Below are 25593 nucleotides of genomic sequence, written 5' to 3'. Positions count from 1 at the left end.
GTAACTGCTCCTGAAATGCTGTAATCGGCTGCGGGATTCAGGAGTTTTTTCGTCGCGGCGCCTGCTATCGCAACGCCATCACTGTATCGTGATGCCTTGACCAATCCGCAGAAAAAATTAGTCGAGGTGTGACGAAACCCGCGTGTGAGCGAATAGACGTCTATGGATTCGAAGGAAGACAGATGGTCGGCGGCCATGCGGGCCGAGCGCAAGGGTGACACGGTGGCCTATGAGCGGCTCCTGCAAGATGTCGCCCGTGTGTTGCGCACGACGGTAAGAGGCCGCGCCTCGCATCTGGGCCTGCCGCCTTCCGAGACGGAAGACGTCGTGCAGGAAATCCTCATCGGCCTTCACACGATGCGACGGCGATGGAATGATCAGAGGCCTTTTCTGCCGTGGCTTCACGCCATCGTCCGCTACAAGCTGACCGACGCCGTCAGGCGCCGCTTGCGTGAGCGCCGCACAAGAGTCGATCTCGCCTTTGATGATTGGATCGAGGTCATCGACCAATACGCGCCGGACGAAAGCGGACTCATCGACCGCGACATCGACCGGGCTCTGGCGGCCTTGCCGGCGGGGCAGCGTCGGGTCGTCGAGGCACTCGCCGTGGACGGTGCGTCGATCAAGGAAACCGCTGCCCGGCTGAATGCAAGCGAGGGCACGATCCGCATGACCATGCACCGGGCTTTGAAAAAACTCTCGAAACTGGCTGCCGGACCGGACCCACAATCGGCCGGAGAATGCTGATGACTGACACGAACGCCATGATCCGATGTCTTGCACGCGAAGCCGGAGCAAGGTCTGAGTCCAGGTGCGCAGGCACAGAATTTGGAAGAACGCTTCTTGGAGCGTCGCTCATCGCCTTTGTGCTCGCCCTTGGCCTCGTTCTCCTGGTCGGCGGACGAGATGTGGATTGGGACACGGTTCTCCGTTCCGATCCGTTCCACTACAAGGCAGGGGTCATGATCCTGCTCGCGAGCGGCGCGTTCGTCGTCGTCCGGCATGAGGGCGTGCCCGGATCGAGCCGCTGGGCTGCGCTAGCACTGCTGCCAGGCATGGCCGCGCTGCTTGTCGGCGCCATTGTGGATACGAGCGGATTTCCCCTCTTTGGAAGAGACGCCGCTTCTGTTCCCATCTGCTTTTTGTCGATCTTGGCACTCTCCCTCCCGGCTCTCGCGATCATGTTAAGGACGCTGAAAGGCGCCGTCGTCACAAGGCCCACTTTGGCGGGCGTTTCGTCGGGCCTTTTGGCGGGAGCGCTGGGCGCCTGCGCCTATGCCGTGGCATGCAAAAACGACGGCGCGCTGTTCGTTCTTGTCTGGTACGGCCTTGCCATCGGCACGGTCTGCCTCTTGGGTGCGGCGGCTGGCCGGCGATACCTGCGATGGTAGACTTGGCAAGACTGCCGAAATCGAATTTCACGACCGAATGACAGACCGGCTGACGCCGGTAGGATCACGCGGAGGGGCTGAAGCCTTGTTCTGCCGGATCGCGGCTGCCCGGCGACTGGACTTCGCGTGAAAAGCGATACTACTCTGGCGTATGCAGCCGTATCCACTCAGCGCTGCTGATCAACCGGGCGGGCGTCGTCGGTGCCGGCCCGATCCTCAAATGTTCCAGAGGGCATTCTCGGATGAAGATCGCACTGCTCCCGGGCGACGGCATCGGCAAGGAAATCGTGCCCGAAGCCGTAAAGATCCTCAAGGCGCTCTCATCGGCGGGTCTTGCCTTCGACATGGAGGAAGCGCCGATCGCCGGGGCGGGGGTCGATGCGGCGGACGATCCGCTGCCTCCCGAGACGCTCGCGCTCTGCCGGCGATCTGATGCGATCCTGTTCGGCGCAGCCGGCGCGCCGCAATATGAGGCGTTGCCGCGCACCAAACGTCCCGGGCTCGGGCTCCTGCGCCTGCGCAAGGAGCTCGCCCTCTTCGCCAATTACCGCCCCGCCAAGCTTCTGCCGGAATTGCGCAATGCCACTACCCTGAAGCCGGAGGTCGTGGACGGGCTCGACCTGCTGATCCTGCGCGAATTGAACGGCGACATCTATTTCGGCGAGCCGCGCGGCCGCGTCGAGCAGGAGGGGGCCGAGCGCGAAGCGATCAACACCATGCGCTACAAGGAATCGGAGATCGCCCGCATCGCCCATGTCGCCTTCCGGGTGGCGCGGGGCCGCAGTCGCAAGCTCTGCTCCGTTGACAAGGCCAATGTGCTGGAGACGATGGTGCTGTGGCGGCAGGTGGTGACGGAAATCGGCAAGCAATATCCGGATGTGGCGCTTACACATATGTATGTCGATGCGGCCGCCATGGCCCTGGTGCGCGCGCCCAAAGACTTCGACGTCATCCTGACCGGAAACATGTTCGGCGACATCTTGTCCGACGAGGCGGCGATGCTCACAGGTTCCATCGGCATGCTGCCCTCGGCTTCGCTCGGCGAAGGCAAAAAGGGTTTATACGAGCCGATCCACGGCTCGGCGCCGGATATTGCCGGCCGCAATATCGCCAATCCGCTCGCGACTATCCTCTCGGCGGCCATGATGCTCCGTTACAGTTTCGACTTGCCGGATGCAGCCGACCAGATTGAGCAGGCGGTGCGCCGCGTGCTAGCCGCGGGTCTGCGCACGGCAGATATCGCCGAGCCCGGCACGACGGTCGTCGGAACGCGCGAAATGGGCGATGCGGTCGCCGCGGCGCTCTAGCCATAGCCATAATAAGACAGGGAGGAATGCCATGGCCTCGTTACCGCCGCTATCCGAAGAGGCGATGTCCTTCTATCGGACCACGTCGTCGAGCCTCGTAACCGATGGACTTTACCGCTTCGGCCTCGGCGCGTGGATGGACGATGTTCATCCCGTCAATCCGACCTGGCGGCTGGCGGGGCGTGTCAGGACCATGCAGCTTGCCCCGAAGTCGGGAATGAAACATTCGGGCCACTCGATCTACACTGCTGCCGAACAGCTCACCCCCGGCGATGTCCTCATCATCGCAACGACGGGCGGACGCGGCTGGCTGATGGGTGAAAATATCGCCCATTTCTGCATGTACCGCGGGCTTGCCGGGGTCGTCACCGATGGCCGCATCCGCGACGTGCTCGAGCTCCGGGACCTCGATTTTCCGGTATTCGCCCGCGGCGCGACGGCAAGGCCCTTTCATACCGAGCTCGATGTGATCGATGTCGACACAGCCGTGCAATGCGCCGGCGCCTATCTCAGGCCAGGCGACCTCATCGTCGGCGATGCCGACGGGATCGTCGTCGCGCCCTACGAGATCGCCGACGTCCTTATTCCAGAGGTTGCGGAGATCATCGAGCTCGAACGGGAGCAGGAGATCCTTATCCGCGAGCGAGCGCCGCTCGCCGCCATCCAGGATGTCAGCCGCCGCAAGAAGCTCCGCAAGGGGCCAGCCTTCGACGCGATCGCCAGACGGTCTTGACGGGGCGATGCGTCGCGCAAGAGCGCGGGAGCGGCGACATCTCGTCCGTTGTGTTCCGCTCTGGCCACAGTTAACTCCCGTGGAAAGCTCGGGGCACCCACGCGAATGAAGACGCCACGCTCGACCTCTCGCCCGAAACCGGCCAAGGCCAATCTCGCGCCGCGCGATCTTGCGCGGGAGGCCTATCTGCGGCTCCGGGATGCGATCTGCGACGGCACCCTGACCTCCGGCACGCGCATCACCGAAACGGATCTGAGCGAACGGCTGAACATGTCGCGCACGCCCGTGCGCGAGGCGATCTATCGGCTCGAAGCCGAGGGCCTGTTGACCCATGTGCCGCGGAGCGGGCTCACGGTCATGGAGCTCGATCACCAGATGATCATGGAGCTCTACACGATCCGCGAAGCGTTGGAGGGGACTGCAGCAAGGCTTGCCGCCCAGCACGCCTCCGAGGTGGAGATCGAAGCGCTCGCCGAGCTCATGGACAAAGCCACGTCTGCGATGAACGACGCCAAGTCGTTCTCACGTATCAGCGACAAGATTCATGGCCTCATCTATCTCGCAGCTCATAACCGTTTTCTTCTGCGCAGCCTTGAGAACATCGCCTCGACCATCTCGCTGCTGCCACGACTGACGGGTGATCAGCTCCGCTTGAGCGAATGGCATGAGCAACACCAGGCTATCGTCAAGGCCATCCGCAACCGCGATCCCGACGCCGCGGAGACCGCCGCGCGAACCCACATCCGCACCGCGCGCAAGCAGCGCCTGGAAGTGTTGATGGAGTCGGAGACGATGCGTCGGTGAGCACGGTTGGCGACGGCTATTTGTCACAATGCGCGACAAGGTCCAGCGGTCCGGGAAACCTCCCGTCAAGATCCGCTCGGCGTAGCATCAGCTCGGCACGGTTGCCATAGTCGTATTGAACGACCAGACCGGACTCGCGAAGGCCCCGAAGATCCTTGAACATCGCGGCTTCTTCGGGGTCGCGGCCTCTTCGCCCTACTAAGATTCCCGTGCTGCGATACTTGCGGCCCACAGGATTTCGAGCCGCCCGGACGGGTCGCGTCGAGACGATCGCCCTCCCCCACAAGCCGAACGGCCAGGGCTGCGCCACTTGGGCCGACCCAGCATTGGTTGACCGATCCGCTTCGGGCACTACGCGCCGAGGCAGTCCTCGCCCTTGTCGCCGGCAGCGTTCCCCTCCCCGGGAAGGGAAATGAAATGCACCTTGTGATGACCGGGCACCACCGCCGCGGGTTGCGTGAGTTGCCCATCATCGAAGGCCGGACCGCTCGCAGGCGCCCCGGAGATCGCGCCGAGCGCGACGATCACCAGAACGCCGAGAATGACGAGCGCGTCCATGATGGCGTCGGCAGGCTTGGCACTTGTCCGGTCAGTCCACTCCGTCCAGCTGGCGAAGGCTTCGTCGCTGCGGATCGACGGTTCGCGCCATTCGTCCGCAAGGCCTCTTGCGGAATAGTCGTTGGGCAGTCGGTTCATCGCTCGATCTCCCCATTTGTGGATCGGCTCATTCTGCACAAAAGAGGTCGCAGAACTGTGCCGCGCCACACCCGAAAGTGTCGGAGGATGTCTCACGTCGGGCGAATGCTACATCTTGAGACATATTGGCCGGGCGATCGCCGCCCTCAGGGGCGGACGCCGGGCGTCTCGATGGGAAGACCTTTCGCCCGCTCCATCAGATAGAGCTCGAGCTCCACGAGTTCGGGCGCGCCGTAGGAGAACGGCTCTGCCCGCACGCCGATCATGCAGTTGCGCAGGCGCCGCTGCAGCGACCCCACCGTTTGCCACTCCAGGCGATAGAGCGGATAGGCGGTCGGGTGCGCTTGCGGGATGACGCTGCCGCCGAGCCGCTGTCCCCAGTTCTGGTCGTGACAGGTCGCGCAGGAGAGATCGAGCTGGCCGATGCGGCGCTCATAAAGGCGCCGGCCATTCTCGCGAAAGGCGGCGAGGCGCTTGTCCTGTGGCGGCGAGACCGGCATGCCGCGCGACTGGTGCGCGACATAGGCGGTCAGCGCCAGCAATTCGCGGCTCTCGAAGGGCAAGGGGTCCGCCCGCTGCTGCGTCCGCCGGCAGAGATCGACACGCCCGGCAAGGTCGATCGGCCGGCCGGACTGGGTTTCGAAAGCAGGATAGCGGGCTGCGACGCCGCGCATGCTTTGGGTCGCATCACCGTGGCAGCTGGCACAGCTGCGGCCCGCCCCACCGGCCGGCTCGTTCCACAGCTGCTCGCCTTCGAGCACCGAGAACATGCCGGGATTGCTCATGTCATCCTGCTGCATGGCGCGGTTTTCCGGCGTCATGAAATCGAAGCCGGAGCGCTTGTCGGCGGGCGCGATCTCGCCGGCGATCGCCACGAGCCCACCGAGCCCGAAGACGACGAAGCCGGCCAGGAGCCGCGATGCCTTCGGCATCAGGTCACCGTGATCGTGGCGGTCGCCACCTGCGTTTGGCCATCGTCGCCGGTCCAGGCGAAGGTGAGCGTACCGCTTCGCGTTGCGACCGTCGTGAAGGCGATGAAGGGATTGGCCGAGACAGCCGGGAAGAGATCGGCGGAGAAGACCTCTTCCCCGTCATAGCTGCAGACGAAGCGGTGGATGATATTGCGTGGGATCGGCGCGCCCTTTGCGTCGGCCCGGTGGCCGGTCTCCATGGGATGGGCGACCATCGCCTTGATCTCGATGATCTCGCCGCGCCGGGCCGTCTTCGGTACGTTGATGAGAGCGCGGGTCATGACAGATCCTCGATACAGGCGGCGAGCGTGACGATGACCTCGGCCTCGCTCGACCAGAAGCTGCCGTCGCTGAGCTCGGCGACAGCCGCAATCGTCTGCGACGTGGCGAGCCGGATGCGGGTCGACACCTCCGCCCGGCCGGACCGCGGCCCCAGCCGGAAGACGGCCACGTCCGCCTGCGGGTTCTTGTCGTTAAACAGGGCAATGCGCCTGACGTGCTCCGCTTCGGTCACGGGGCTTTCGACCGTCACTTTCACGCCGACCGCATTGCCGTTCTCGACGAGCGGCGGGATGGCAAGGCGAACCTTGCCGGCATTGATCGGTGCCCCGCCGGTGAAGCCGTGTATGGCATCGGCGAGCGACGGCCGGGCGAGGGCCACCCGCGGCAGTGTCAGCGTGACGACGAAGGCGGCGGACGCCGCGAGCAGATCCCGCCGCCGCATCGGCACCGCATCCTCAGGCAAAACTGCGCCCAACTCTGCGCCCTTCTCCACGCCCATGACTCATTCCTTCAGCGTAACGAGAAACGCGACGATATCCTCGATCTCGTCTGCCGCGAGCACCGGCCGGCCCCGCCAGGCCTCGCCGACGCGCTCGCCGCCATCGACGCGGTAATAGGCCGGCATGATGCTGTCGGGATCGAGCCGTTTCATGTCCACGACCCTCAGCCTGATCTGGCCCTCCGAGAGCCTTCCGCCGACCCCGGCGAGGCTCGGCGCGAGCGTGCCCTGGGCATGCGGCTCCGGGAAGGGGCCGGAATGACAGAGGAGACAGAGGCTCTTGTGCCGATCCATGACAAGGCTTCTGCCACGCTCGGCATCGCCTGGGCGGCCGGTCAGCGACAGCCGGATCGCATCGCCCGTGACCGCGTAGGTCCTGAGCGGTTCCTCGGCCATGGCCGCCGGGGCGCCGGCGAGGGCAAGAAGCATCGGGCCCATACCAAGCCGCCTCATCCGAAGGCTTCGTCGGTAATCGTCTCGAACCACGCCGCGGCATAGGTGGCTTCACGCGCGCGAAAATCGGGCGGGGCGTCGAGTGGGCTGACCCCGCCGGCGCCGTCCACCTCGGCCAAAAGGCCATTGCTCGGGTGGTAGACGCCGGCAATCGAGATGCCGTAATCCGGCGCCACGAGGCTATAGCAGGTGTTGATCAGCTTGGGCGGCGCCGGCTGTTCGCCCGTGAGCAGGGTCGCGACGGCGGCGGCACAGGCTTTGGCCTGGGCATTGGCCGCGAAGGCCGATTTCGGCATGGCGCCGGCAATTGCCGCATCGCCGATGACATGGACGCCGGGTACGAGACGGGACTCGAAGGTGACCGGATCGATCGGGCACCATCCCGTGCGATCGGCGACGCCGGCCGTCCGGGCGATCGCGCCGGCCCTCTGCGGCGGGATGACATTGGCGACGGCGGCACTATGGCTGCCGAATTCGGTGACCAGCGTTTTCGTCGCGACATCGACCTCGGTGACACGACCGCCGAAGGACAGGGAGACCCATTCCACGAGGCCGGGATAGAGCTCCTGCCAGGCGGCCTCGAACAGCCGCTGCTTCGAAAATGCGTCCTTGGCGTCGAGGATGATGAGCTTGGAGCGCGGCTTGTGCGCCTTGAGATAATGCGCGATCAGGCTGGCGCGCTCGTAGGGACCCGGCGGACAGCGGAAGGGATTGGCTGGCGCGGCGATGACGACGAGGCCGCCATCCTCCATCGCCTCCAACTGGCGGCGCAGCAGCAGCGTCTGTTCGCCGGCCTTCCAGGCATGCGGCAAGGCCTCGGCGGCGGCGTCATAGCCCGGGATCGCTTCGAAGTCGAAATCGACCCCCGGCGCCAGGACGAGCCGGGCATAGTCTAGGTCGGAGCCATCATCGAGCCTCAGGCGACGGGCCTGCGCGTCGAGGCCGGTGACGGACCGCTGGACGACCGTGATGCCGTCCCGCCGCAGGCCGTCGTAACCGAACTGCTGCGCCTCGAGCTCCCTCAGGCCCGCAATGACTTCATTGCTGAAGGGGCAGGCGGTGTAGCGCGGGTTCGGCTCGACCAGGGTGACGGCCAACGCATTATCTTGGCGCTGCAGCGCCCGGGCGCAGCTCGCCCCTGCGAAGCCGCCGCCCACGACGACCACCGGCGGACGTGCCTGCGCAACGACCGGCGGAGCGGCGAGGATCGTCGCGCTGCCGGCCGCCAGCCCTTTGAGAACGGCCCTACGGCTGGGTGGGGCGGAGCGCTTGCTCCCTGTTCGCGGCGAGCCATTCGGCGATGGTGCGGATGTCCTCATCGGAAAAGCCCTTGGCGATGCGATCCATGACGGTTGCCTCGCGCTCTCCAGAGCGAAAAGCCGTCATGGCTGTCTCGATGTCGGTGGCGGAAAGGCCTTGCAGGCTCGGGATGGCCCCTCCAGGCACCGGCGCGTGGCATCCGGAACAGGCGGCCGCACCCGCCGGGGGCGCCCCCCGGGCCGCTGGAGGCGCTGCGACCCAGAGGGCGGCGAAGAGGGCAAGCCCCCCTCGCGCCGCGCGGCGGGCGCGTAACGCCGCCCGGCGATGCTTCACGGCCTCGCTCACGCGAGATCGTGATTCTTCAGCGGCAGGGTGCGGATGCGCTTGCCTGTCGCCGCGAAGATGGCATTGAGCACCGCAGGAGCCGCCACTGCGATGGTCGGTTCGCCGACGCCGCCCCAGAAACCGCCGGAGGGCGTGATGACCGTTTCCACCGCAGGCATCTCCGCCATGCGCATCACCTCGTAGGTGTCGAAGTTCTCCTGTTCCATGCGGCCGCCGTTCACCGTGCATTCGCCGTAGAGGCAGGCGGAGAGGCCGTAGACGAAGGATCCTTCCACCTGCCGCTCGATCTGCGCCGGATTGACCGCGTGGCCGGGATCGGTGGCGGCAACGATGCGATGGATCTTGAGCTGCCCGTTGGTGACCGAGACCTCGGCGGCGGCCGCCACATAGCTGCCGAAGCCCATGATCTGGGCAAGCCCGCGATGCACGCCCTGGGGCGGCGGGTTCTCCCAGCCGATGCGGGTCGCGACGGCTTCGAGCACCGCGAGGTGCTTGGGATGCTTCGCCATCAGCTTGCGGCGGAAGGCGAGCGGATCCTGTCCGGCGGCATGGGCGAGCTCGTCGATGAAGGATTCCACATAGACCGCGTTCTGGTTGAGATTGACGCCTCGCCAGAAGCCCGGCGGGATCGGCGGGTTGCGCATGGCATGGTCGATCAGGAGATTATCGACCGAATAGCCCAGGGAGCCTTCGGCCCCGCCGGCATTGAGGCCCTGGAAGACCACCGGATCCTTGCCGCCCTGCATGCCTTCCGGCCGCACCGCCGCCAGAATGGACTGGCCGGAGATGCGCATATGCAGCGCCGTTAGATTGCCGTCGGCATCGAGCGCCCCGGTCATCTTGCACTGGGTCGTGGGGTGATAGGCCCCGTGCAGCATATCTTCCTCGCGCGACCAGATGAGCTTGACGGGGGTGCCCGGAAGCTCCTTGGCGATCGCGACCACCTGGCGCACATAGTCCTGGAAATTGCCGCGCCGGCCAAATCCGCCGCCGAGATGGATCTTGTGCACGTCGCATTGGGTGACCGGCAGGCCGGCGGCTTCGGCGGCGACCGCCAGGCTCGCCTCGCCGTTCTGCGTCGGGACCCAGACCTCCAATTTCTCCGGCGTATAGAGCGCGGTGGCGTTCATCGGCTCCATGGTGGCGTGGTTCTGATAGGGGAAGCTGTAGACAGCCGTCACCGTCTTGGCCGCCCCGGCGAGCGCCGCCTTCACGTCGCCTTGCTGGCTACCGACGAAAGCATCGTCGGCGTCGAACCCCGCCTCGAGCATCTGGGCGATCGAGGCGCTCGAGACATCCTTATTGGGCCCCTCGTCCCAGACGACCGGCAGGGCATCGAGCGCCGTCTTGGCTCGCCACCAGGTGTCGGCGACGACGGCAACCGTCGCATCGTCCACCTGCACGACCTTGCGCACGCCCGGCATGCCGGATACGGCCGCGAAATCGAAGCTCGCGATCTTGCCGCCGAAGACGGGGCAGGCCTTGATCGCGGCATTGACCATGCCGGGAAGCACGATATCCGTGCCGTAAACCTGTTTGCCCGTGAGCTTGTCGACGGTGTCGAGGCGCGGCAGCGGCTTGCCGGCGATGGTCCAATCCTTCGGGTCCTTCAGGCGGACATCGGTCGGCGGGGTTTGACGCGCGGCAGCGTCGGCCACCTTGCCGAAGGTGGTGCTGCGGCCGCTCGCGGCATGGGTGATCACGCCCTTTGCAACAGTGCATTCGCTGGCCGGCACGCCCCATTCCGCCGCCGCGGCCGCAACGAGCATGGCGCGTGCCGCGGCGCCGCCCTGGCGCACATATTCATGCGACTCGCGGATCCCGCGACTGCCACCGGTCGAGAAGCTGCCCCAGACGCGGTTGCGAGCGAGGTTCTCACCGGGTGTCGGATATTCCGTCGTCACCTTCGACCAGTCGCATTCCAGCTCCTCGGCCACGAGTTGGGCGAGGCCGGTGAGCGTCCCCTGCCCCATTTCCGAGCGGGCGATGCGGATCACCACCGTGTCGTCAGGCTTCACGACCACCCAGGCATTGACTTCGGGAGCAGCCGCGGCGGCCGCAGCGCTCTGCAGCAGCGGCACGTGAAAGCCGAGCGAGAGACCGCCGAGCGAGGCGGCCGACCCGACGAGAAAATTGCGACGCGATACGCTTGGCATGACCGTCATCGTCGCCTCCTTCAGCCGCCCTGGGTGGTGGTGTCGCCGCCGCCGGCGGCAAGCTTGATCGCGGCGCGGACCCGGTTGTAGGTCCCGCAGCGGCAGATATTGGTGATCTCGGAATCGATATCGGCGTCGGTGGGATTGGGGTTCTGCGCGAGCAGACCCGCGGCCGACATGATCATGCCCGCCTGGCAATAGCCGCATTGCGGAACGTCGAGCTCAAGCCAGGCCTTCTGCACGGGATGGGAGCCGTCGGGCGAGAGCCCCTCGATGGTCACGATCTGCTGCTCGGGCTGCACGGCGCTGACCGGCATCGCGCAGGAACGCGTGGCGACCCCATCGATATGGACGGTGCAGGCGCCGCATTGGGCGATGCCGCAGCCGTATTTGGTTCCGGTCAGTCCGGCCTGCTCCCGGAGCACCCACAACAGCGGGGTCTCGGGATCGGCGTCGACATCGCGGACGGTGCCGTTGATGGTCAAGCGAGCCATAGCGGTTTCCTTCGGTGCGGAACGGATCGGGGATGGAAGCCGGCACGCGGCCGAAGGCGGTGCCGGCCTCCAGGTGCTCAGCTCTTCTTTTCGGAGGGGTTCGTGGAGGCCGACTGAGCAGGCGCTTGCTTGTCCGCGAGGCCAGCTGACACTTGCCTCGCGCAGCCGCCATCACCCTGCGCAAAGACGCTGCTCGCAAAAACCGCAAAGCCGATGCCGGCAACAGCCGCGACGAAATGCTTGATCATGAGTTCCTCCTCGTTGATGAGAGAAGCCTAGCCCGCGCCTGTCGCAGAACCTTGTCTCGACGAGCCGCTATTGTCGCAATCTGTGGCGAAACGGCGCGACGATACATTTCGATACATTTGGAGCCCGTCATGCGCCGGCTCAGTTCTTCACGGGCAGATCGCGCAGATAAGCGATGATCGCATTCCGCTGGTCGGCATTGGACAGGCCGATCGTCATGGTCGTGCCGGGCACGGCCTGGCGCGGATTGGCGAGATAGGTGTTCAGCGTCTCTTCATTCCAGGTGAGCCCGGACGTGCGCAGCGCCTCCGAGTAGCGGGCGCCGGCGACGCTTCCCGCTGCGCGCCCGAAGACGCCGGCGAGCGGCGGTCCGATCCGGTTCTGTCCCGGCTCGATGCTGTGGCATGACGCGCAACGCGTCCTGAAGAGCCTCTCCCCGTCCGAGCCGGGACTCTGGGCCATGGCCGCTTGGCCGGCGGCAGTCGTGAGGAGGGCGAACAGGAGAATCGTTCGAACAGTCATTCATAGTCCTCTGCGATGGAGATGCTCGGCCGAGGCAGCCGACGCACTGCGGACGCTCGCGGCACGAGCAGCGATGACGGGCGAGAGGATGAGGAACAGTTGTCGCAGAACTATGCCGGTGGGGCATGAAAGTCGGCGTGGGGGCATGCCCCCGTCATCGCTCGCGCAGGAGTGGATGCTCGCCTCCTTCACGGTCCTCGCGCCTTCAGGATAGCGGCTACATTCTGTTACACTTTTTCCGAAAAGCCCCGGCAGCAGCTGCGGTATAAAGGCGTTATGGAGCAGACCATGGAATCCATACCGCATATCGTCGTGGTCGATGACCATCGCGACATTCGCGATCTCGTGGGCAAATATCTCGCCCAGCACGGGTATCGCATCAGCGTCGCCGAGAGCGCGTCTGCGCTGCGCCGCCTGCTCGAGCGCAGCGCGCCGGATCTCATCGTGCTCGATGTGATGATGCCGGGCGAGGATGGCCTGTCCGTATGCCGCCAGTTGCGCGGCAACACCGACCTGCCGATCATCTTCCTGACGGCCATGGCCGAGGAGACCGATCGCATCGTCGGTCTCGAGATCGGCGCCGACGACTATCTGACGAAACCCTTCAACCCGCGCGAGCTGCTCGCCCGCATCAAGGCGGTGCTCAGGCGCGTTCACAGCCTGCCCCCCCGGCGGGACCGGCTGCAGGCGAAGATGCTGCGCTTCGACCGCTGGCTGCTCAATGTCGGCCGGCGCGAAATCGTGGGCGAGAACGGGGTTGCCGTTCCCCTCAGCACGGCCGAGTTCCGCCTGCTCAAAGCCTTTCTCGACCATGCGGGGCTCGTGCTGAGCCGCGATCAACTCCTCGATCTCACCGTCGGCCGCGCCGCCGATAGCTTTGATCGCAGCATCGACAACCAGGTCAGCCGTCTGCGCAAGAAGATCGAGGCCGATCCCAAAAGTCCTGCGCTGATCAAAACTCACTGGGGCGGCGGCTACAGCTTCACGGCGGAGGTCGAGCAAGCATGAGACCGTTGTGGTCGCGCAGCCTGGCAGCACAGATCATCTGTTTTATGCTGCTTGCCTTAGCTATCTCCCAGGGGATCGGCTTTCTGATCTCGTGGGATGAGCGTGGCCAGGCGTTACGCGCGGCGGCAAAGGGCGAGTTCTTCAGCCGGACCGCCTCGCTCGCCCGGCTGATCGAGGGAACGCCCTCGGCCATTCACGACGGGATTCTGCGGGCGAGCGACACGAGCTATACCCGCTTCTGGCTCTCGACGGAGGAGCCTCGGAGCGCCCTGGAATGGCGGCAGGAGGCGCGGGAGCAATTGGCGAAGCCTCTGCCGAGCTTGACGAAGCCCCACCACGATGCGCCCGGGCCGGACAAGCGCGAGCCCGAGGACGTGTCGGAAGCGGCCGCCGCCATCACCGCAGCCGTCGCCGCGCCGACTTCCTGGGTGGAACTGCCGCCTGCCGCCTGGCCGCTGTCGCGGCCGGCGAAATTCGTCTATCTCGACAACTCCATCGGCATGGGGCTCGCGGTGCGCCTCGACAGTGGGGCCTGGCTCAACGCAGCCTTTGCCAAGTCGCTCCATAATTCCATCTGGACGTCGCAATCGGCCGTATCTCTTGGCATCACAGCCGCAGTCCTTTCTCTCATCGCAATCGGCGTGGCGCGCAGCATCGCGCGGCCGATGCGCCGCCTGGCCGGTGCCGCCGAGGCGCTCGGCCGCGGCGAGACGGTTGCCCCGCTGCCCGAATCCGGGCCCGACGACATCCGCCAGACCGCCGAAGCCTTCAACCGCATGCAGGAGCGCCTGCAGCGCTTCGTGGAGGATCGCACGCGCATGCTGGCGGCCATCGGCCACGACCTCAGGACGCCGCTGACGACGCTGCGCCTCAGGGCCGAATTCGTGTCCGACCCCGACATCCAGGACAAGATGCTCAAGACCATCGCCGAGATGGAAACCATGACCGAGGCGACGCTCGCCTTCGCCCGCGAGGACGCGACCGCCGAGAGCACGCGCACCGTCAACCTCTGCGCTCTGGTCGAGAGCCTGTGCGACGACCTGGCCGAACTCGGGCGTGATGTGACCTTCGTCGAGGGCCCGACGATCAACTACCGCTGCCGGCCGGACGCACTCCGCCGCGCCATCCGCAATCTCGTGGAGAATGCGGTCCGCTATGGCGAGCGCGCCCGCGTCCGCCTGGTACGGACCGCGGACACCATCGACATCGTGGTCGAGGACGACGGGCCGGGTATTCCGAACATGGCCATGGAGCAGGTTTTTGCTCCCTTCTACCGGCTCGAGCATTCGCGCAACCGGGAAACCGGCGGGGTCGGCCTCGGCCTTTCGATCGCCCGCGCCATCGCCCGCCATCACGGCGGCGATATCCTCCTCACCAACACCCATCCCGGTCTGCGCGCGGTCGTCAGCCTGCCGAGCTTCGACCAAGCGTAATACGCTTGGATTCGAGCCCTGCCGACCAGTCACAGCGCGACCAAGGCGCGCGGCTTGTCTCGCGGTCTTGACGCGACCTGGGCGGAAAGCTGCCGGATCAACCGTTTGCCACCGCCCCGCGAGTGGCTGGACGCAGCGACGTCGTGTGTTGATTTAAGGTATTAAAGACCATATGATGTTATCAATGACTGCGCGGTCAGTCGTCGGGAGCCGGGAGGTGGCGACTGGACGACACCCCGCGCGGACGAGCGATTAAACGCGACATCAAACAATTCGCAAATGTCGGAGGGGTAATATGAAGAATAGAACCATTCTACTGAAGCTGTCCGTGGCAGCAGCGGCGGTTGTTCTGGCCGGCATGGCGCAAGCCGAGCCGATCAAGATCGGCCTCAACCAGCCGCTCACCGGCCCCTTCGCCGCGTCAGGCACCTATATCGTGAATGGCGCGAAGATCGCCGCCGAGGAAATCAACGCGAATGGTGGCGTTCTCGGCGAGAAGATCGAGCTCGTGATCGAGGACAACAAGAGCAACCCGACAGAAGCCGCCTCGGTCGCCGAAAAGCTTATCGACCGTGACCAGGTCCCGGTGATGATGGGCGCATGGGGTTCCAGCCTGACGCTCGCCGTCATGCCGAAGCTCATGCAATATGAAGTGCCGATGCTGGTGGAAACCTCATCCTCGAGCAAGATCACGCGGCAGGGCAATCCCTACATCTTCCGCATTTCGCCGCCGTCCTGGGTCGAGGCGGCCATCTTCGAGAAGCTGGTGCCCAAGCTCGGCATCAAGAAGGTTGATTTCCTCGCCATCAATAACGATTGGGGCCTCGGCACAATCGAAGACTTCTCCAAGATGTTCGAGAAGAATGGTGTCACGGTCGGTCTCAAGGAGACCATGGACCAGGACTCCCGCGACATGAGCGCCCAGCTCGCCAAGATCAAGGGCTCCGATTCCGACACGATCATCGTGACGACCGCCGTCGAGCAATTGACGCTGGTGCTCAAGCAGGCCGCCGCCCTCGGCATCAAGAAGAAGATCGTCACGACGGGCGGCTCGCAAAACCCCGACCAGCTCGTCGCGCAGGCCGGTTCAGCAGCCGACAACAGCATGCATATGGTCTTCTTCGCCCCGTGGTTCCCCGACAGCGCGCCCCATCCCGACAAGGCCAAGGATTTCATCCAGGCCTGGGCCAAGAAGGGCTACGACAAGGCCGGCATGACCGAGAGCTATCGCGGTTATGATGGCATCTATGTCATCAAGGCGGCCATCGAGAAGGCCGGCAAGGCCGACCCGGCGGCAATCAAGGACGCGTTCTGGGAGATAGACGTTCCGGCCATCAATGGTGACGTGAAATTCGTCAAGGACGGCCCGAAGGGGCGTGAAAGCGGCCAGTATATGGCTAATGGAACGCTGGTCGAGATCAAGGACGGAAAGATCATCGTACCGGAACTCTGATCGGCTCTGCTCCTCGAGACAAACCCCGGTCCGTGGACCGGGGTTTTTTTATGGGCGCCCTCCGACCGGGACGGAGAGCGCAGCCTTGATCTTGTCCATGACGACCAGCGTGCGGAAACGTTTGACATTAGCATTGTTGAAGAACAGACGTCGCGTCAGCGCCTGGTAATCGTCCATCGAGGCAACGGTCACGATCAGCACGAAATCGGCATCACCTGCGACGTAGTAGCATTGCTGCACGTCGGGATCGGCGAGAAAGCTCTTCTTGGCGGCATCGAGAAGCACCGCCTGCTCGCTTTCCATATCGACTTCGACCACGATGGTAATCGGCCGGCCGACGCGCACCGGATCCACCAGGGCGACATGGCCGATGATGACGCCGTCGTCTTCCATGCGGCGAATGCGCCGCTGGACGGCGGCAGCGGACAGGTGGACCTTTTCGCCGATGACCCGCTGCGGCACCGTGTTGTCCACTTGCAGTATTTTCAGGATCGCGATGTCATAGTTATCGAGCTCAGCCGATGGAGTGATGGATTCACTCGGCATTGCGGCCTCCCGTGCAACAACGTTTCATGAAACAAGGCAAAAGAGAGCCCCCTCGTCGGATCATCCTCGATAATATTATTTCAGTTATCAAGGGGCTCCCGCCATGTTCCTGCTCAATTCGCATCAAGATCATAAAAGAGCGCTCGATCCGATCGACCAGGAGACCTTCAGCGCGGGAGCGGTGAGCGAGGTCGAACGCTTCCTGGCGCATCGCCCGAACCACGCGCCCACGCGGCTGCACCGGCTGCCTGATCTTGCGCGTCGGCTCGGCGTCGGCTCGATCCTCGTCAAGGATGAGAGCACGCGCTTGGGGCTCGGCAGCTTCAAGGCTCTCGGGGGCTCCTATGCGGTGATCCGCCTGGTGCTGGAGGAGGCGAGCCGTCAGCTCGACCGGCCGGTCGACATCGGCGAGCTCACCGCCGCCCCCGTCCGCCGGATCGCGGCGGGCATGACCTTCGCCTGCGCCACGGACGGCAATCACGGGCGCTCCGTCGCGGCCGGCGCTGAACTCGTCGGCGCCCGGGCAGCAATCTTCGTGCACGCCGGCGTCAGCGACGAACGGGTCGCCGCCATTGCCCGCTTCGGGGCAAAGATGATCCGCGTGAACGGGACCTATGATGATTCCGTCGCCGAGGCCGAAGCGGTTTCCGCGAAGGAGGGCTGGACCGTTGTGTCCGACACGTCCTGGCCCGGCTATGAGCGCATTCCAGCCCTCGTCATGCAAGGCTATACCGCCATGCTCAACGAGGCGATCCGTGCGCTGGATGCGACGCCGACCCATGTTTTTGTCCAGGCGGGCGTCGGCGGGCTGGCGGCAGCGGTTGCCGGCTATTTCGATACGGTGTTCGGCGCAGACCGGCCGACCCTCGTCGTCGTGGAGCCGGACCGGGCCGCCTGTCTCTTCGCGAGCGCGCGCGCGGGGCAGGCCGTCAAGATCGAGCATGGCGAGCCGACCATCATGGCAATGCTGGAATGCTACGAGCCGTCGCTGGTCGCCTGGCGCATTCTCACCCGCGCGGCAGATGGCTTCATGACCATCGGCGAGGCCGACGCCATGGAAGCCATGCGATGCCTCGCCTTTCCTGCGGGCGGAGATCCGGCGGTGGTGGCCGGCGAGAGCGGCGCGGCGGGGCTTGCCGGTCTCCAAGCGGCGATGAAGGATCCGCAAATCAGAGATGCGCTCGGGCTCGATCCACAATCGCGGATCTTCGTCATCAACACAGAAGGCGCCACCGATCAGGCGCGCTATGAGGCGATCGTTGGCCTGAAGCCGGCCGATGTTCAGGTCGCAGCCTAGCTGCCCCGGCCAGGATTGGGAGGACGCGCGAGAGCTGCGGCGATGCGATCACGAGCTCCCGCTCCGGCTCCGGAGGCTGTTCTGGGGGACTGCCTTGCCCCCACGCCGGGGACCGGTCTTGCTGAGCAGATCCGTGCGCATGGCGAAACAATCCTTGAGGTAGTGAATATCCGCCACGTAGATCGCGATGCCATTGTCGTCGACGAGCACGAGATGACAATCGGCCGTCGGCTCGCCCAGACCGATCTTCAAGAGGTCGGCGGTCTCGGGATCGGCGACGCCGATGGTGAGCGCCTGATAGGCGTGGACGATGACCACGTCCTCCATCTCGACGATCTCGGGCAGGGCCGCCGATCGAACGAAGCGCTTATCGTCGCGAAGGAAGATATTCTTGTCGAGATGCAGATTGACGACTGAAAAAGGTTCACCGCCGTTATATTGGACGCTGCGAAGGAAAACATAGGCATCGGCCGGCTCGCCTTCGCCCTTGCGCAGCTCAGGCGCCGCGGCATCTTCTTCGATATGGACGCGCTTCAACACATTGTTCTTGATCGACCCCAGCATGGAGTCGAAGTCATTGGCAAGGTTGAGCCACTTGTTGTTCTTCGGCTTGCCGGAGACGAAGGTGCCCCTCCCCTGCTGGGCGTCGAGCAGACCTTCGTTGCGCAGGAGTTCGATGGCCTGGCGGATCGTCACCCGCGCCACCGCGAATTCTTCCTCGAGCTCCTCCAGCGTGGAGATTTTCTCGCCTTCGGTCCAGTGGCCGGTTTCGATGCGCTGACGCATCACGGAAGCCACCTGCAGGTAGAGCGGGACGCGGCTACGATCGTAGATCGATGCGAGCTTTTTCATGAATCTATCATATGGCAAATAGTCTGAATAAACCAGTTCGGAGACGGGCCGCCGCCTGACGGGCCAATCTCTTAAGCGCGGCCGGAAAGCGCCGCAAGGAGTCGTTTGAACCGCGCGACCACCACAGCGGTGATCAGCGACAGCGCGTTCAGTTCCTCGGCCTTCGCCGGCGCTGGCGCATCGCCGTTCGCGCCGTGAGCCAGCCGGGCTTCCAGATTGCGGACGAAGGCGGCCGTCAGCCGGTTCGCCACATCCTGCACCAGGCCGGAGCGGCCGAACTGGGCGAGCATGCCTGTCAGCGTGTAGCCCACATCGACATCGACGTGGGTTGCTGCAGCGCTTTCATCCGGCCGCAGGGCGTAGCGGATGAGGCCGCGGGTCGCCGAATTGCTGCGCCGGTCGCGCCCGGAACCAATGATCGTGCCGCTCAAGGTGGTATCGTCCCGCGACACGTCGGCGACGCCCTGAAACTCGGCGGCGATGGGGCCGACCTTGACCCTGATCTGCCCATCGACATGGCTGCCATCGGGGCCGTCTTGCGGCGGGCCTGCGAGCGATGCGCCGGGAAGACAGGCAGCGACGTCCTCAATGCGCCCGAAGAAGGCCCAGACCTCATCGATAGGGTGGGAGACAGTGAAGCTCTGCCGGAAAGAGGCCTGTGGCTTCCAGTCGGCGTCGAGGCGGGCCGCATTCGCGGCGCGCGCAACCTGAGCCACAGCGGATCCTACGGCACGGGCCGTGCTGGGAACCGGCGCGGCCACCCCGGTCGGGCCGGCATTGCCGGATCCCGCCGGCCCCAGCCGCTTGCGGTCGCCGTCCGGAACGGCCGCAATGCCGCGGGTACGCCGATCCGCGATCACGCTCTCGACCGCCCGTACGATCCCGACATAGCCGGTACAGCGGCACAGATTGCCGCTCATGGCGACGCGGATCTCGTGCTCGCTCGGAGCCTCCATCCGCAACACGACATCGCGCGCCGAGACGATCATGCCCGGTGTGCAATAGCCGCACTGCAGCCCGTGCTCCCGTTGGAAGGCAGCACGCAGCTCGGCGCTGATCTCGTCCTCGTCGAGGCCCTCGATCGTGGTGATCTCCGCCTTTTCGCAGGTCACAGCAAAGGTGATACAGGAGCGCGTGGGTATCCCGTCGACGAGGATGGTGCAGGCGCCGCAGACGCCGTGCTCGCAACCGATATGCGTACCGGTGAGGTTGTGGGTCTCGCGCAAGAGGTCGGCGAGATTTGTGCGCGGCTCCACATCGGCGCTGAGCTGTCGCCCATTGACCGTCAGATTGACCATGCTCATTGGACTTGCGCTCGCTCGATGGCGCGCCGGAGCGCGGCGACATGGATCTGCCGGTCGATGGCATCGGCCATGCCCGCCGCCTCGGCAAGGCTCTCGGCGGCACGGGCGTCGAAGGCACCCGGCCGGCCGTCACCCAGGAGCTGTCGGGCATTAGCGACGACGATCGGCCGGCTCTCGGTCGCGCCGATGACGGCGCGGCTCACATGGCGCTCGGGATCGACCAGAAAGGCGCCGATGGCATGGGCGAATTCGCCGGTCTTGCGGCAAATCTTGTAATAGCCCCAACGGGCGGAGAGGCTCAGCCTCGGCACGGTGACAGAGACCAGCAATTCGCCCGGCCTGAGATCGGCTTCGAGGGCGCCCAACATGTAATCCTCAACAGCGAGGCGGCGCTCGCCGGAGGGGCCGCGCAGCGTGACGCTGGCGCCGAGCGCCGCGAGAATCGAGATCCAGTCCGCCGAGGGATCGGCATGTGTGAGGCTGCCGCCGATGGTGCCGCGGTTCCTGACGGCGCGATAGGCGATGCCGCGTGCCACAGCGGGCAGCGCGCCGCGCGTGACGTCCGGCACCCGGCCGTCCTCGATATCGGCATGGGTGACGCAGGCGCCCATCACCACCGCGTCGGAGCGCTCTTCGACGTGCTTCAACGCCTCGATGGCGGTGATGTCGACGAGGAGCTCCGGCTGAACGAGCCGCATATTGAGCATGGGCCCGAGCGACTGGCTGCCGGCGATGACCTTCACCGCACGGCTGTCGTCGCCGACGAGGGCGAGCGCGGCGTCCAAATCAGCCGGCCGGGCATAGTCGAAATTGACCGGCTTCATGCGAATGCTTCCTGCGGCGCCGGCGCCTTGCGCTTCGCAGCTTCGATCGCTTCGAGCACACGCCGCGGGGTCATCGGCGAATGCAGGAGTTCTGCGCCGAGCGGCTTGAGCGCATCATTCACGGCATTGCCGATGGCTGCCGGTGGAGCGATCGCGCCACCTTCGCCGAGGCCCTTGACGCCGAATTCCGTGTAAGGCGCCAGCGTCTCCATATGATCGAGACGCGGCGCCGGCACTTCCGTCGGACCGGGCAGGAGATAGTCGGCGAAGGTCGAGGCGAGCGGCTGGCCGGACGCGTCGTAATTCATCTCCTCGTAGAGCGCCGTGCCGATGCCCTGGGCGAAGCCGCCATAGATCTGCCCATCCACCACCATGGGATTGATGAGCTTGCCGCCGTCCTCAACGATCACATAGTCGAGGATCTCGATGTCGCCGGTCTCCGGATCGACGGCAACGGTGGCCACATGGGCGGCATAGCTGAAGGTGCCCGAGTCGCGCACGGGCTTGTAGCCGATGGTCGCCTCCAGCCCACGCGGATCGACGGAGGCGGGCAGGTCCTGCGGCCGACGATACCAGGTATGGGCGATTTCCTTGAGCGTGACGCTGCCGTTCGGGCCGTAGACGGCGCCGTTCGCCAGCTCCACCGCGTCCGGATCGGTCTGCAGGAGATGGGCGCCGATGCCCTTGGCGAGGCGGGCGATCTCCTTCGTCGCGGTCGCGACCGCGCCGCCCGCCATGACGGCGCAGCGCGAGCCCCAGCTCCCCGTCGAATAGGGCGTATATTCGGTGTCGCCGTGCACCAGCTTGATCTTGTCGACGGGGATGCCCAGGATCTCGTGCGCCACCTGGGCGAGCGTCGTCTCCATACTCTGCCCGTGGGAATGGACGCCGACGCGCAGCTCGAGACCGCCGTCGGGCGTCATGCGCGCCGTCGCCTGCTCGTGGCCCGGCACCATGGGAATGCCCCAGCCGGCATAGACGGAGGTGCCGTGCGCCCCTTGCTCGCAATAGACCGCAAGGCCGACGCCGACGAGGCGGCCGTCCGGCTCCGGACGGTTCTGGCGCTCGCGGATGTTTTCCAGGTCGATATGGGCCATGGCCCGACGCAGCGCCTCGGGATAGTCGCCGCTGTCGAAATGCTTGCGGGTGATGTTGTCGAATGGCATCTGCTCGGGCCGCACGAGATTTTTCAGCCGCACCTCATAGGGTTCCAGCCCCGCCTCGCGCGCCACCGCATCGAGCACCAGTTCGAGCGCATAGCAGACGCCGGTGCGCGCCACCCCGCGATAGGGCAGGATCGGGCATTTGTTGGTCGCGACCGACCATGTGCGGCAGCGGTAGGACGGAAAATCGTAAGGCCCGGGCAGGATGCTCGCCACCTGCGCCGCCTCCAGGCAGGCCGAGAAGGGATAGGACGAATAGGCGCCGGAATCGACGGTCGCCTCGCAGTCGATGCCGCGCAGCGTGCCGTCCCGGTCGGCATAGGCTGTGATGCGATAATAATGCTCGCGGCAATTGGCGCCGGCGGTGAGATGCTCTCGCCGGTCCTCCAGCCAGCGCACCGGATGACCGCAGCGCTGGGCCAGCCAGCCGAGGCAGATATCCTCCGGCAGGAGAATGCCCTTATAGCCGAAGCCGCCGCCCACATCCGGCGAGACGATGCGCACTTGCGTCTGGTCGAGGCCGAGACATTCGGCGAGGCCGGTGCGCACGATATGGGGCATCTGGCTGCCGGTGTAGAGCACGAGCTGGCCAAGCCGGTTGTCCCAGGTCGCGACCGTGCCGCGCCCCTCCATGGGGGCCATGCTCTGGCGGGCGGTCGATATCTCGCGCGTCACCTTGATCGGCGCGTCGAAGGCGGCCTCGATATCGACGTCGACAAAGGTCTCCAGAAAGACATTGTCGCCCCAGTGCTCGTGGAGCAGGGCTGTGCCGGGACGGCGCGCGGCGAGCATGTCGTGAACCGCCGGCAGTTCGTCGAGATCAACCTCGACGCTCGCGGCGATGTCCTCGGCTTCGGCCCTGGTCCTGCCGACGCACATGGCGATGAGTTCGCCGACCTGGCGCACCTTCTCGAAGGCGAGCACCGGCTGCTCGGAAACCTTGAAGCCGGTGAGGCCGGACACGGCGACGATGGGCTTCACGCCCTCAAGATTGGCCGCCACGAAAACCTGGCCGCGGTGCTCGGGGGGAATGCGGATCTCGCCGATCCTCGCATGGGCGAGCGGCGAGCGGACGAAGGCGACGTCCTTCATGCCGGCAAGGCGGATGTCGCCGACAAACTGGCCGCGCCCGCGCAGGAAGCGATCGTCCTCCTTGCGCGCGAGCGAAGCGCCCACGCCCTGCCCGCTCATCGTCCGTTCCTCCCCATGCTTCCCCTCACCGCTTCCGCGCGAATTTGCCCGATGCGGCCGGCATGATTTATGCCGGCCGAGGCGGCGTCAGCGAACCGGCTCGGCGTTGCACCAATCGTAGATGCTGAGCGCCATCACCTTGATCGCGGTGATGTAGTCGTCGATCGAGACATATTCGTCATCGGCGTGCATCACGGCGGTCGAGCCCGGCCCAAAGATCACCGTCGGCGTATTCCCATAGCTGTTCAGAAAGCGCGTGTCAGCCGCGCCCTGGCGACCGGTGATGACGGGGGGCTTGCCGGTGATCTCGGTATAGGCACGCGAAACCGTCGCGACGATGGGGTGGTCGCGCGGGATCTCCGAGGCCTCCGCATCATAGCCGACGAAGCGCACCACCGGCGGATGATCCTTCATCCAGGGATCCTCGGCGGCAGCGCGGGCGACCTGATCGACCAGGCTCTGCTTGACGCCTTCATGGTCCTCGCCCGGCACCGTGCCGATGCTGCCCTTCAACAGGCAGTTCGCCGGAAAGGCGCTCGGATAATTGCCTGCCTGGAAGCTGCCGACGATGCAGGGCAGTGAATCGATCGCGCTCGGATAGAGCGGGTGCGTGACGGTCGCGACGCGCTTGGCCTCGAGATCGGCAACGGCCTTGGCGATCTTGTTGCCGAGGTCGATGCCGCTGATGCCCTCATAGCGCTTCTGGATGCCGGCCGGCTTACCGTGGATCTCGATCTCGAACCAGATGCGGCCGATGCAGGCCGGCTGCACGGCGAGGTCGCTCGTCTCACCCGAGATGCCGGCATCGGCGCGGTAGCCGCGGGCGACCGTGTCGAGGGTGCCGTGGCCGCTCACCTCCTCGTCGATGACGACGTTGATCATCACGTCGCCCTTCGGCGTGAGGCCGAGCTCCTTGAGATATTGCACCGCGAGGATGTGGCTCGCGACGCCGCTCTTCATGTCGCAGGCGCCGCGGCCATAGATGCGTCCGTCCTTGATGCTGGCCGACCATGGATTGTCGCTCCAGCCCTCGCCGTTGCCGACCGGGATGACGTCGGTATGGCCGTTGAGCAGGAGCGAGCGGCCGCCGCCCGTGCCCTTCAGCGTCGCGACGATATTCGGCCGGCCCTCGTAACCACGGTCGACCGGCCGATAGCCCGCATGCTTCTTCAGCTCCTCCCAGTTCGTCTCCCACATGTCGACTTCGAGGCCGATGCCTTTCATGTAGTCGGACACGAATTTCTGGATGGCCGCCTCGTCCCCGGTGACGCTCGGGATGGTCACCATCTCCCGCAAGAGGGTGATGGCCTGGTCACGGCTCGCGTCGATCTTGTCGAGGATTTTCTGGCGGTTGGCATCGCTCATCGCGCTATCTCCGGAAGTTTTCTTGGATGTTCGTCAGAGGGCCTTGAGGCGCGGAATGATCTCGCGCGCAATCGTCTCCACCTGATCGCGTTGATACTTGTAGGGAACGAAGATGATCTTCTGCACGCCGGCGGCCATATGCTCGCGCAGCTGCGCCACGCAATCATCGACCGAGCCCATGATGGCGCTGTCGCGCGAGCAGTCGCTGTTGGCCGGGAAATCCCATTCCTTGTTCAGCCAGTCCATCATGTCGTCCTGCACCGCCTCCTTGGAGGGGCCGACCATGATCGGAAGCTGCGCGGCATTCAGGAGACTGTCGGGATCTTTGCCGGCGTCCTTGGCAAAGCCGCGGATCTTGTCCCAGGACCGCTTGAAATCGTCCGGCTTGTAGAAGTAGGTGAGCCAGCCGTCGCCGGTGGTCGCTGCCCGCTGCAGCGCCTTGTCGACATAGCCGCCGATGAGGAGCGGCATGCGCGGCGTCTGATAGGGCTTCGGATACATTACGGCATTGGAGAGATTGTGGTTCATATACTGGCCGGTGACCTTCTCCTCGGTCCACAGCCGGTTCATGATCTCCAGATTCTCGTCCATGATCTTGCCGCGCTTCTCGAAGGGCACGCCCACCGCCTCGAATTCGCGGCGGTACCAGCCCGCAGCCATGCCCATGATCATGCGGCCTTCGGAGAGCTGGTCCATGCTGGAGAGCTGCTTCGCCAACGTCACCGGATTGCGCAGGGTGAGCACGAGGATGCCGGTGCCCATCTTGAGGCGCTTCGTGCGCGCAGCGATGCCGGTCAATACGGTGAGCGAGTCGATGATCGGGAAGTTCGGATCGACGCCGAGCAGCATATGGTCCCAGACCCAGACGGAATCATAACCGAGCTCTTCGACCCACACGCCATATTCGACGAGCTCTTTGGCGCTCGGCATCTCCGGATAGGCCGTGAAATTGCGCGCCGCGACACCGAATGTGTTGGAGAGGGTGGTCATTGTTTTTT

Annotated in this window: 27 protein-coding genes; 9 read left to right on the top strand and 18 right to left on the bottom strand. The window is 65.2% G+C overall.

Annotated features, from left to right (window positions below):
- Positions 1-162: 162 nt before the first annotated feature.
- The 5 genes from ACFQU1_RS15015 (at position 163) to ACFQU1_RS14995 (ending at position 4235) form a co-directional block, all read left to right on the top strand.
- Entirely contained in the window at positions 163-747 is a 585-nt protein-coding gene (locus ACFQU1_RS15015) for a sigma-70 family RNA polymerase sigma factor (protein ID WP_378133881.1), read from the top strand.
- A complete protein-coding gene (locus ACFQU1_RS15010) occupies positions 747-1391 on the top strand; it encodes a DUF1109 domain-containing protein (RefSeq protein ID WP_378133879.1) in 645 nt (214 codons plus the stop codon). The genes ACFQU1_RS15015 and ACFQU1_RS15010 overlap by 1 nt, the downstream gene beginning before the upstream one ends.
- Before the next feature lie 242 nt (positions 1392-1633).
- Entirely contained in the window at positions 1634-2698 is a 1065-nt protein-coding gene (gene leuB / locus ACFQU1_RS15005) for a 3-isopropylmalate dehydrogenase (RefSeq protein ID WP_378133877.1), read from the top strand.
- 31 nt (positions 2699-2729) lie between these two features.
- Positions 2730-3431, top strand: a complete 702-nt coding sequence (locus ACFQU1_RS15000; protein ID WP_378133875.1) for an RraA family protein — start codon at positions 2730-2732, stop codon at positions 3429-3431.
- A 105-nt stretch (positions 3432-3536) separates the two neighbouring features.
- Entirely contained in the window at positions 3537-4235 is a 699-nt protein-coding gene (locus tag ACFQU1_RS14995) for a GntR family transcriptional regulator (protein ID WP_378133873.1), read from the top strand.
- Positions 4236-4586: 351 nt separating this feature from the next.
- Here ACFQU1_RS14995 and ACFQU1_RS14990 read toward each other — a convergent pair whose 3' ends face one another.
- The 11 genes from ACFQU1_RS14990 to ACFQU1_RS14940 all read right to left on the bottom strand — a co-directional run bounded on the left by ACFQU1_RS14990 (position 4587) and on the right by ACFQU1_RS14940 (position 12159).
- Positions 4587-4931 carry a hypothetical protein gene (locus tag ACFQU1_RS14990; protein WP_378133871.1) on the bottom strand — a complete coding sequence of 115 codons (345 nt, stop codon included), beginning with the start codon at positions 4929-4931 and terminating at the stop codon, positions 4587-4589.
- Positions 4932-5077: 146 nt separating this feature from the next.
- Positions 5078-5863 (bottom strand): sulfur oxidation c-type cytochrome SoxA, encoded by a 786-nt coding sequence (gene soxA / locus ACFQU1_RS14985; RefSeq protein ID WP_378133869.1) that lies wholly within the window; start codon positions 5861-5863, stop codon positions 5078-5080.
- Positions 5863-6183, bottom strand: a complete 321-nt coding sequence (soxZ, locus tag ACFQU1_RS14980; protein ID WP_378133867.1) for a thiosulfate oxidation carrier complex protein SoxZ — start codon at positions 6181-6183, stop codon at positions 5863-5865. The genes soxA and soxZ overlap by 1 nt, the downstream gene beginning before the upstream one ends.
- A complete protein-coding gene (locus ACFQU1_RS14975; protein WP_378134080.1) occupies positions 6180-6626 on the bottom strand; it encodes a SoxY-related AACIE arm protein in 447 nt (148 codons plus the stop codon). The genes soxZ and ACFQU1_RS14975 overlap by 4 nt, the downstream gene beginning before the upstream one ends.
- A gap of 60 nt (positions 6627-6686) precedes the next feature.
- On the bottom strand, positions 6687-7112 hold the full coding sequence (gene soxX, locus ACFQU1_RS14970) for a sulfur oxidation c-type cytochrome SoxX (protein WP_378134078.1): 426 nt from the start codon (positions 7110-7112) through the stop codon (positions 6687-6689).
- 20 nt (positions 7113-7132) lie between these two features.
- The gene (locus ACFQU1_RS14965; protein ID WP_378133865.1) at positions 7133-8455 is read right to left on the bottom strand and encodes an FAD-dependent oxidoreductase; all 1323 of its coding nucleotides are present in this window, start codon (positions 8453-8455) and stop codon (positions 7133-7135) included.
- Positions 8382-8741, bottom strand: a complete 360-nt coding sequence (locus tag ACFQU1_RS14960) for a c-type cytochrome (RefSeq protein ID WP_378133863.1) — start codon at positions 8739-8741, stop codon at positions 8382-8384. Before ACFQU1_RS14960 ends, ACFQU1_RS14965 begins: the two co-directional genes overlap by 74 nt.
- Positions 8738-10906 carry a molybdopterin cofactor-binding domain-containing protein gene (locus ACFQU1_RS14955; RefSeq protein ID WP_378133861.1) on the bottom strand — a complete coding sequence of 723 codons (2169 nt, stop codon included), beginning with the start codon at positions 10904-10906 and terminating at the stop codon, positions 8738-8740. Before ACFQU1_RS14955 ends, ACFQU1_RS14960 begins: the two co-directional genes overlap by 4 nt.
- Before the next feature lie 11 nt (positions 10907-10917).
- Complete coding sequence (locus ACFQU1_RS14950) at positions 10918-11391, bottom strand: (2Fe-2S)-binding protein (protein ID WP_378133859.1); 474 nt, start codon at positions 11389-11391, stop codon at positions 10918-10920.
- Between the two features lie 77 nt (positions 11392-11468).
- A complete protein-coding gene (locus tag ACFQU1_RS14945; RefSeq protein WP_378133857.1) occupies positions 11469-11639 on the bottom strand; it encodes a hypothetical protein in 171 nt (56 codons plus the stop codon).
- A 139-nt stretch (positions 11640-11778) separates the two neighbouring features.
- The gene (locus ACFQU1_RS14940) at positions 11779-12159 is read right to left on the bottom strand and encodes a c-type cytochrome (protein WP_378133855.1); all 381 of its coding nucleotides are present in this window, start codon (positions 12157-12159) and stop codon (positions 11779-11781) included.
- Between the two features lie 288 nt (positions 12160-12447).
- On the opposite strand from ACFQU1_RS14940, the gene ACFQU1_RS14935 reads away from it, so the two are divergent.
- The 3 genes from ACFQU1_RS14935 to ACFQU1_RS14925 all read left to right on the top strand — a co-directional run bounded on the left by ACFQU1_RS14935 (position 12448) and on the right by ACFQU1_RS14925 (position 16053).
- Entirely contained in the window at positions 12448-13167 is a 720-nt protein-coding gene (locus tag ACFQU1_RS14935) for a response regulator (protein WP_378133853.1), read from the top strand.
- A complete protein-coding gene (locus ACFQU1_RS14930) occupies positions 13164-14600 on the top strand; it encodes an ATP-binding protein (protein ID WP_378133851.1) in 1437 nt (478 codons plus the stop codon). The genes ACFQU1_RS14935 and ACFQU1_RS14930 overlap by 4 nt, the downstream gene beginning before the upstream one ends.
- Before the next feature lie 295 nt (positions 14601-14895).
- Entirely contained in the window at positions 14896-16053 is a 1158-nt protein-coding gene (locus ACFQU1_RS14925; protein ID WP_378133849.1) for an ABC transporter substrate-binding protein, read from the top strand.
- Between the two features lie 48 nt (positions 16054-16101).
- On the opposite strand, the gene ACFQU1_RS14920 is transcribed toward ACFQU1_RS14925, so the two are convergent.
- On the bottom strand, positions 16102-16599 hold the full coding sequence (locus ACFQU1_RS14920) for an Lrp/AsnC family transcriptional regulator (protein ID WP_378133847.1): 498 nt from the start codon (positions 16597-16599) through the stop codon (positions 16102-16104).
- A gap of 103 nt (positions 16600-16702) precedes the next feature.
- Between ACFQU1_RS14920 and ACFQU1_RS14915 the strand changes: the two genes are divergently transcribed.
- Positions 16703-17896 carry a diaminopropionate ammonia-lyase gene (locus ACFQU1_RS14915; protein WP_378133845.1) on the top strand — a complete coding sequence of 398 codons (1194 nt, stop codon included), beginning with the start codon at positions 16703-16705 and terminating at the stop codon, positions 17894-17896.
- A 48-nt stretch (positions 17897-17944) separates the two neighbouring features.
- Here the strand turns inward: ACFQU1_RS14915 and ACFQU1_RS14910 are convergent, their stop codons facing one another.
- The 6 genes from ACFQU1_RS14910 to ACFQU1_RS14885 form a co-directional block, all read right to left on the bottom strand.
- Complete coding sequence (locus tag ACFQU1_RS14910; protein WP_378133843.1) at positions 17945-18748, bottom strand: GntR family transcriptional regulator; 804 nt, start codon at positions 18746-18748, stop codon at positions 17945-17947.
- Positions 18749-18819: 71 nt separating this feature from the next.
- Complete coding sequence (locus tag ACFQU1_RS14905) at positions 18820-20052, bottom strand: 2Fe-2S iron-sulfur cluster-binding protein (protein ID WP_378133842.1); 1233 nt, start codon at positions 20050-20052, stop codon at positions 18820-18822.
- On the bottom strand, positions 20049-20876 hold the full coding sequence (locus tag ACFQU1_RS14900) for an FAD binding domain-containing protein (RefSeq protein ID WP_378133840.1): 828 nt from the start codon (positions 20874-20876) through the stop codon (positions 20049-20051). The genes ACFQU1_RS14905 and ACFQU1_RS14900 overlap by 4 nt, the downstream gene beginning before the upstream one ends.
- Positions 20873-23230 (bottom strand): xanthine dehydrogenase family protein molybdopterin-binding subunit, encoded by a 2358-nt coding sequence (locus tag ACFQU1_RS14895; RefSeq protein ID WP_378133838.1) that lies wholly within the window; start codon positions 23228-23230, stop codon positions 20873-20875. The genes ACFQU1_RS14900 and ACFQU1_RS14895 overlap by 4 nt, the downstream gene beginning before the upstream one ends.
- Before the next feature lie 87 nt (positions 23231-23317).
- Positions 23318-24595, bottom strand: a complete 1278-nt coding sequence (locus ACFQU1_RS14890) for an ArgE/DapE family deacylase (RefSeq protein ID WP_378133836.1) — start codon at positions 24593-24595, stop codon at positions 23318-23320.
- Positions 24596-24628: 33 nt separating this feature from the next.
- Positions 24629-25585 carry an LLM class flavin-dependent oxidoreductase gene (locus ACFQU1_RS14885; protein WP_378133834.1) on the bottom strand — a complete coding sequence of 319 codons (957 nt, stop codon included), beginning with the start codon at positions 25583-25585 and terminating at the stop codon, positions 24629-24631.
- Positions 25586-25593: the final 8 nt, after the last annotated feature.

Source organism: Chelatococcus sp. GCM10030263 (assembly GCF_042666455.1).
In the GTDB taxonomy this organism is placed as follows: domain Bacteria; phylum Pseudomonadota; class Alphaproteobacteria; order Rhizobiales; family Beijerinckiaceae; genus Chelatococcus.
This window is presented reverse-complemented; position numbering and strand designations above follow the sequence as displayed.

Coding starts and splice junctions, on each gene's coding strand:
- ACFQU1_RS15015 (WP_378133881.1), top strand. CDS start 163: ATGGATTCGAAGGAAGACAGATGGTCGGCGGCCATGCGGGCCGAGCGC.
- ACFQU1_RS15010 (WP_378133879.1), top strand. CDS start 747: ATGACTGACACGAACGCCATGATCCGATGTCTTGCACGCGAAGCCGGA.
- leuB (WP_378133877.1), top strand. CDS start 1,634: ATGAAGATCGCACTGCTCCCGGGCGACGGCATCGGCAAGGAAATCGTG.
- ACFQU1_RS15000 (WP_378133875.1), top strand. CDS start 2,730: ATGGCCTCGTTACCGCCGCTATCCGAAGAGGCGATGTCCTTCTATCGG.
- ACFQU1_RS14995 (WP_378133873.1), top strand. CDS start 3,537: ATGAAGACGCCACGCTCGACCTCTCGCCCGAAACCGGCCAAGGCCAAT.
- ACFQU1_RS14990 (WP_378133871.1), bottom strand. CDS start 4,931: ATGAACCGACTGCCCAACGACTATTCCGCAAGAGGCCTTGCGGACGAA.
- soxA (WP_378133869.1), bottom strand. CDS start 5,863: ATGCCGAAGGCATCGCGGCTCCTGGCCGGCTTCGTCGTCTTCGGGCTC.
- soxZ (WP_378133867.1), bottom strand. CDS start 6,183: ATGACCCGCGCTCTCATCAACGTACCGAAGACGGCCCGGCGCGGCGAG.
- ACFQU1_RS14975 (WP_378134080.1), bottom strand. CDS start 6,626: ATGCGGCGGCGGGATCTGCTCGCGGCGTCCGCCGCCTTCGTCGTCACG.
- soxX (WP_378134078.1), bottom strand. CDS start 7,112: ATGCTTCTTGCCCTCGCCGGCGCCCCGGCGGCCATGGCCGAGGAACCG.
- ACFQU1_RS14965 (WP_378133865.1), bottom strand. CDS start 8,455: ATGAGGACATCCGCACCATCGCCGAATGGCTCGCCGCGAACAGGGAGC.
- ACFQU1_RS14955 (WP_378133861.1), bottom strand. CDS start 10,906: ATGACGGTCATGCCAAGCGTATCGCGTCGCAATTTTCTCGTCGGGTCG.
- ACFQU1_RS14950 (WP_378133859.1), bottom strand. CDS start 11,391: ATGGCTCGCTTGACCATCAACGGCACCGTCCGCGATGTCGACGCCGAT.
- ACFQU1_RS14945 (WP_378133857.1), bottom strand. CDS start 11,639: ATGATCAAGCATTTCGTCGCGGCTGTTGCCGGCATCGGCTTTGCGGTT.
- ACFQU1_RS14940 (WP_378133855.1), bottom strand. CDS start 12,159: ATGACTGTTCGAACGATTCTCCTGTTCGCCCTCCTCACGACTGCCGCC.
- ACFQU1_RS14935 (WP_378133853.1), top strand. CDS start 12,448: ATGGAATCCATACCGCATATCGTCGTGGTCGATGACCATCGCGACATT.
- ACFQU1_RS14930 (WP_378133851.1), top strand. CDS start 13,164: ATGAGACCGTTGTGGTCGCGCAGCCTGGCAGCACAGATCATCTGTTTT.
- ACFQU1_RS14925 (WP_378133849.1), top strand. CDS start 14,896: ATGAAGAATAGAACCATTCTACTGAAGCTGTCCGTGGCAGCAGCGGCG.
- ACFQU1_RS14920 (WP_378133847.1), bottom strand. CDS start 16,599: ATGCCGAGTGAATCCATCACTCCATCGGCTGAGCTCGATAACTATGAC.
- ACFQU1_RS14915 (WP_378133845.1), top strand. CDS start 16,703: ATGTTCCTGCTCAATTCGCATCAAGATCATAAAAGAGCGCTCGATCCG.
- ACFQU1_RS14910 (WP_378133843.1), bottom strand. CDS start 18,748: ATGAAAAAGCTCGCATCGATCTACGATCGTAGCCGCGTCCCGCTCTAC.
- ACFQU1_RS14905 (WP_378133842.1), bottom strand. CDS start 20,052: ATGAGCATGGTCAATCTGACGGTCAATGGGCGACAGCTCAGCGCCGAT.
- ACFQU1_RS14900 (WP_378133840.1), bottom strand. CDS start 20,876: ATGAAGCCGGTCAATTTCGACTATGCCCGGCCGGCTGATTTGGACGCC.
- ACFQU1_RS14895 (WP_378133838.1), bottom strand. CDS start 23,230: ATGAGCGGGCAGGGCGTGGGCGCTTCGCTCGCGCGCAAGGAGGACGAT.
- ACFQU1_RS14890 (WP_378133836.1), bottom strand. CDS start 24,595: ATGAGCGATGCCAACCGCCAGAAAATCCTCGACAAGATCGACGCGAGC.
- ACFQU1_RS14885 (WP_378133834.1), bottom strand. CDS start 25,585: ATGACCACCCTCTCCAACACATTCGGTGTCGCGGCGCGCAATTTCACG.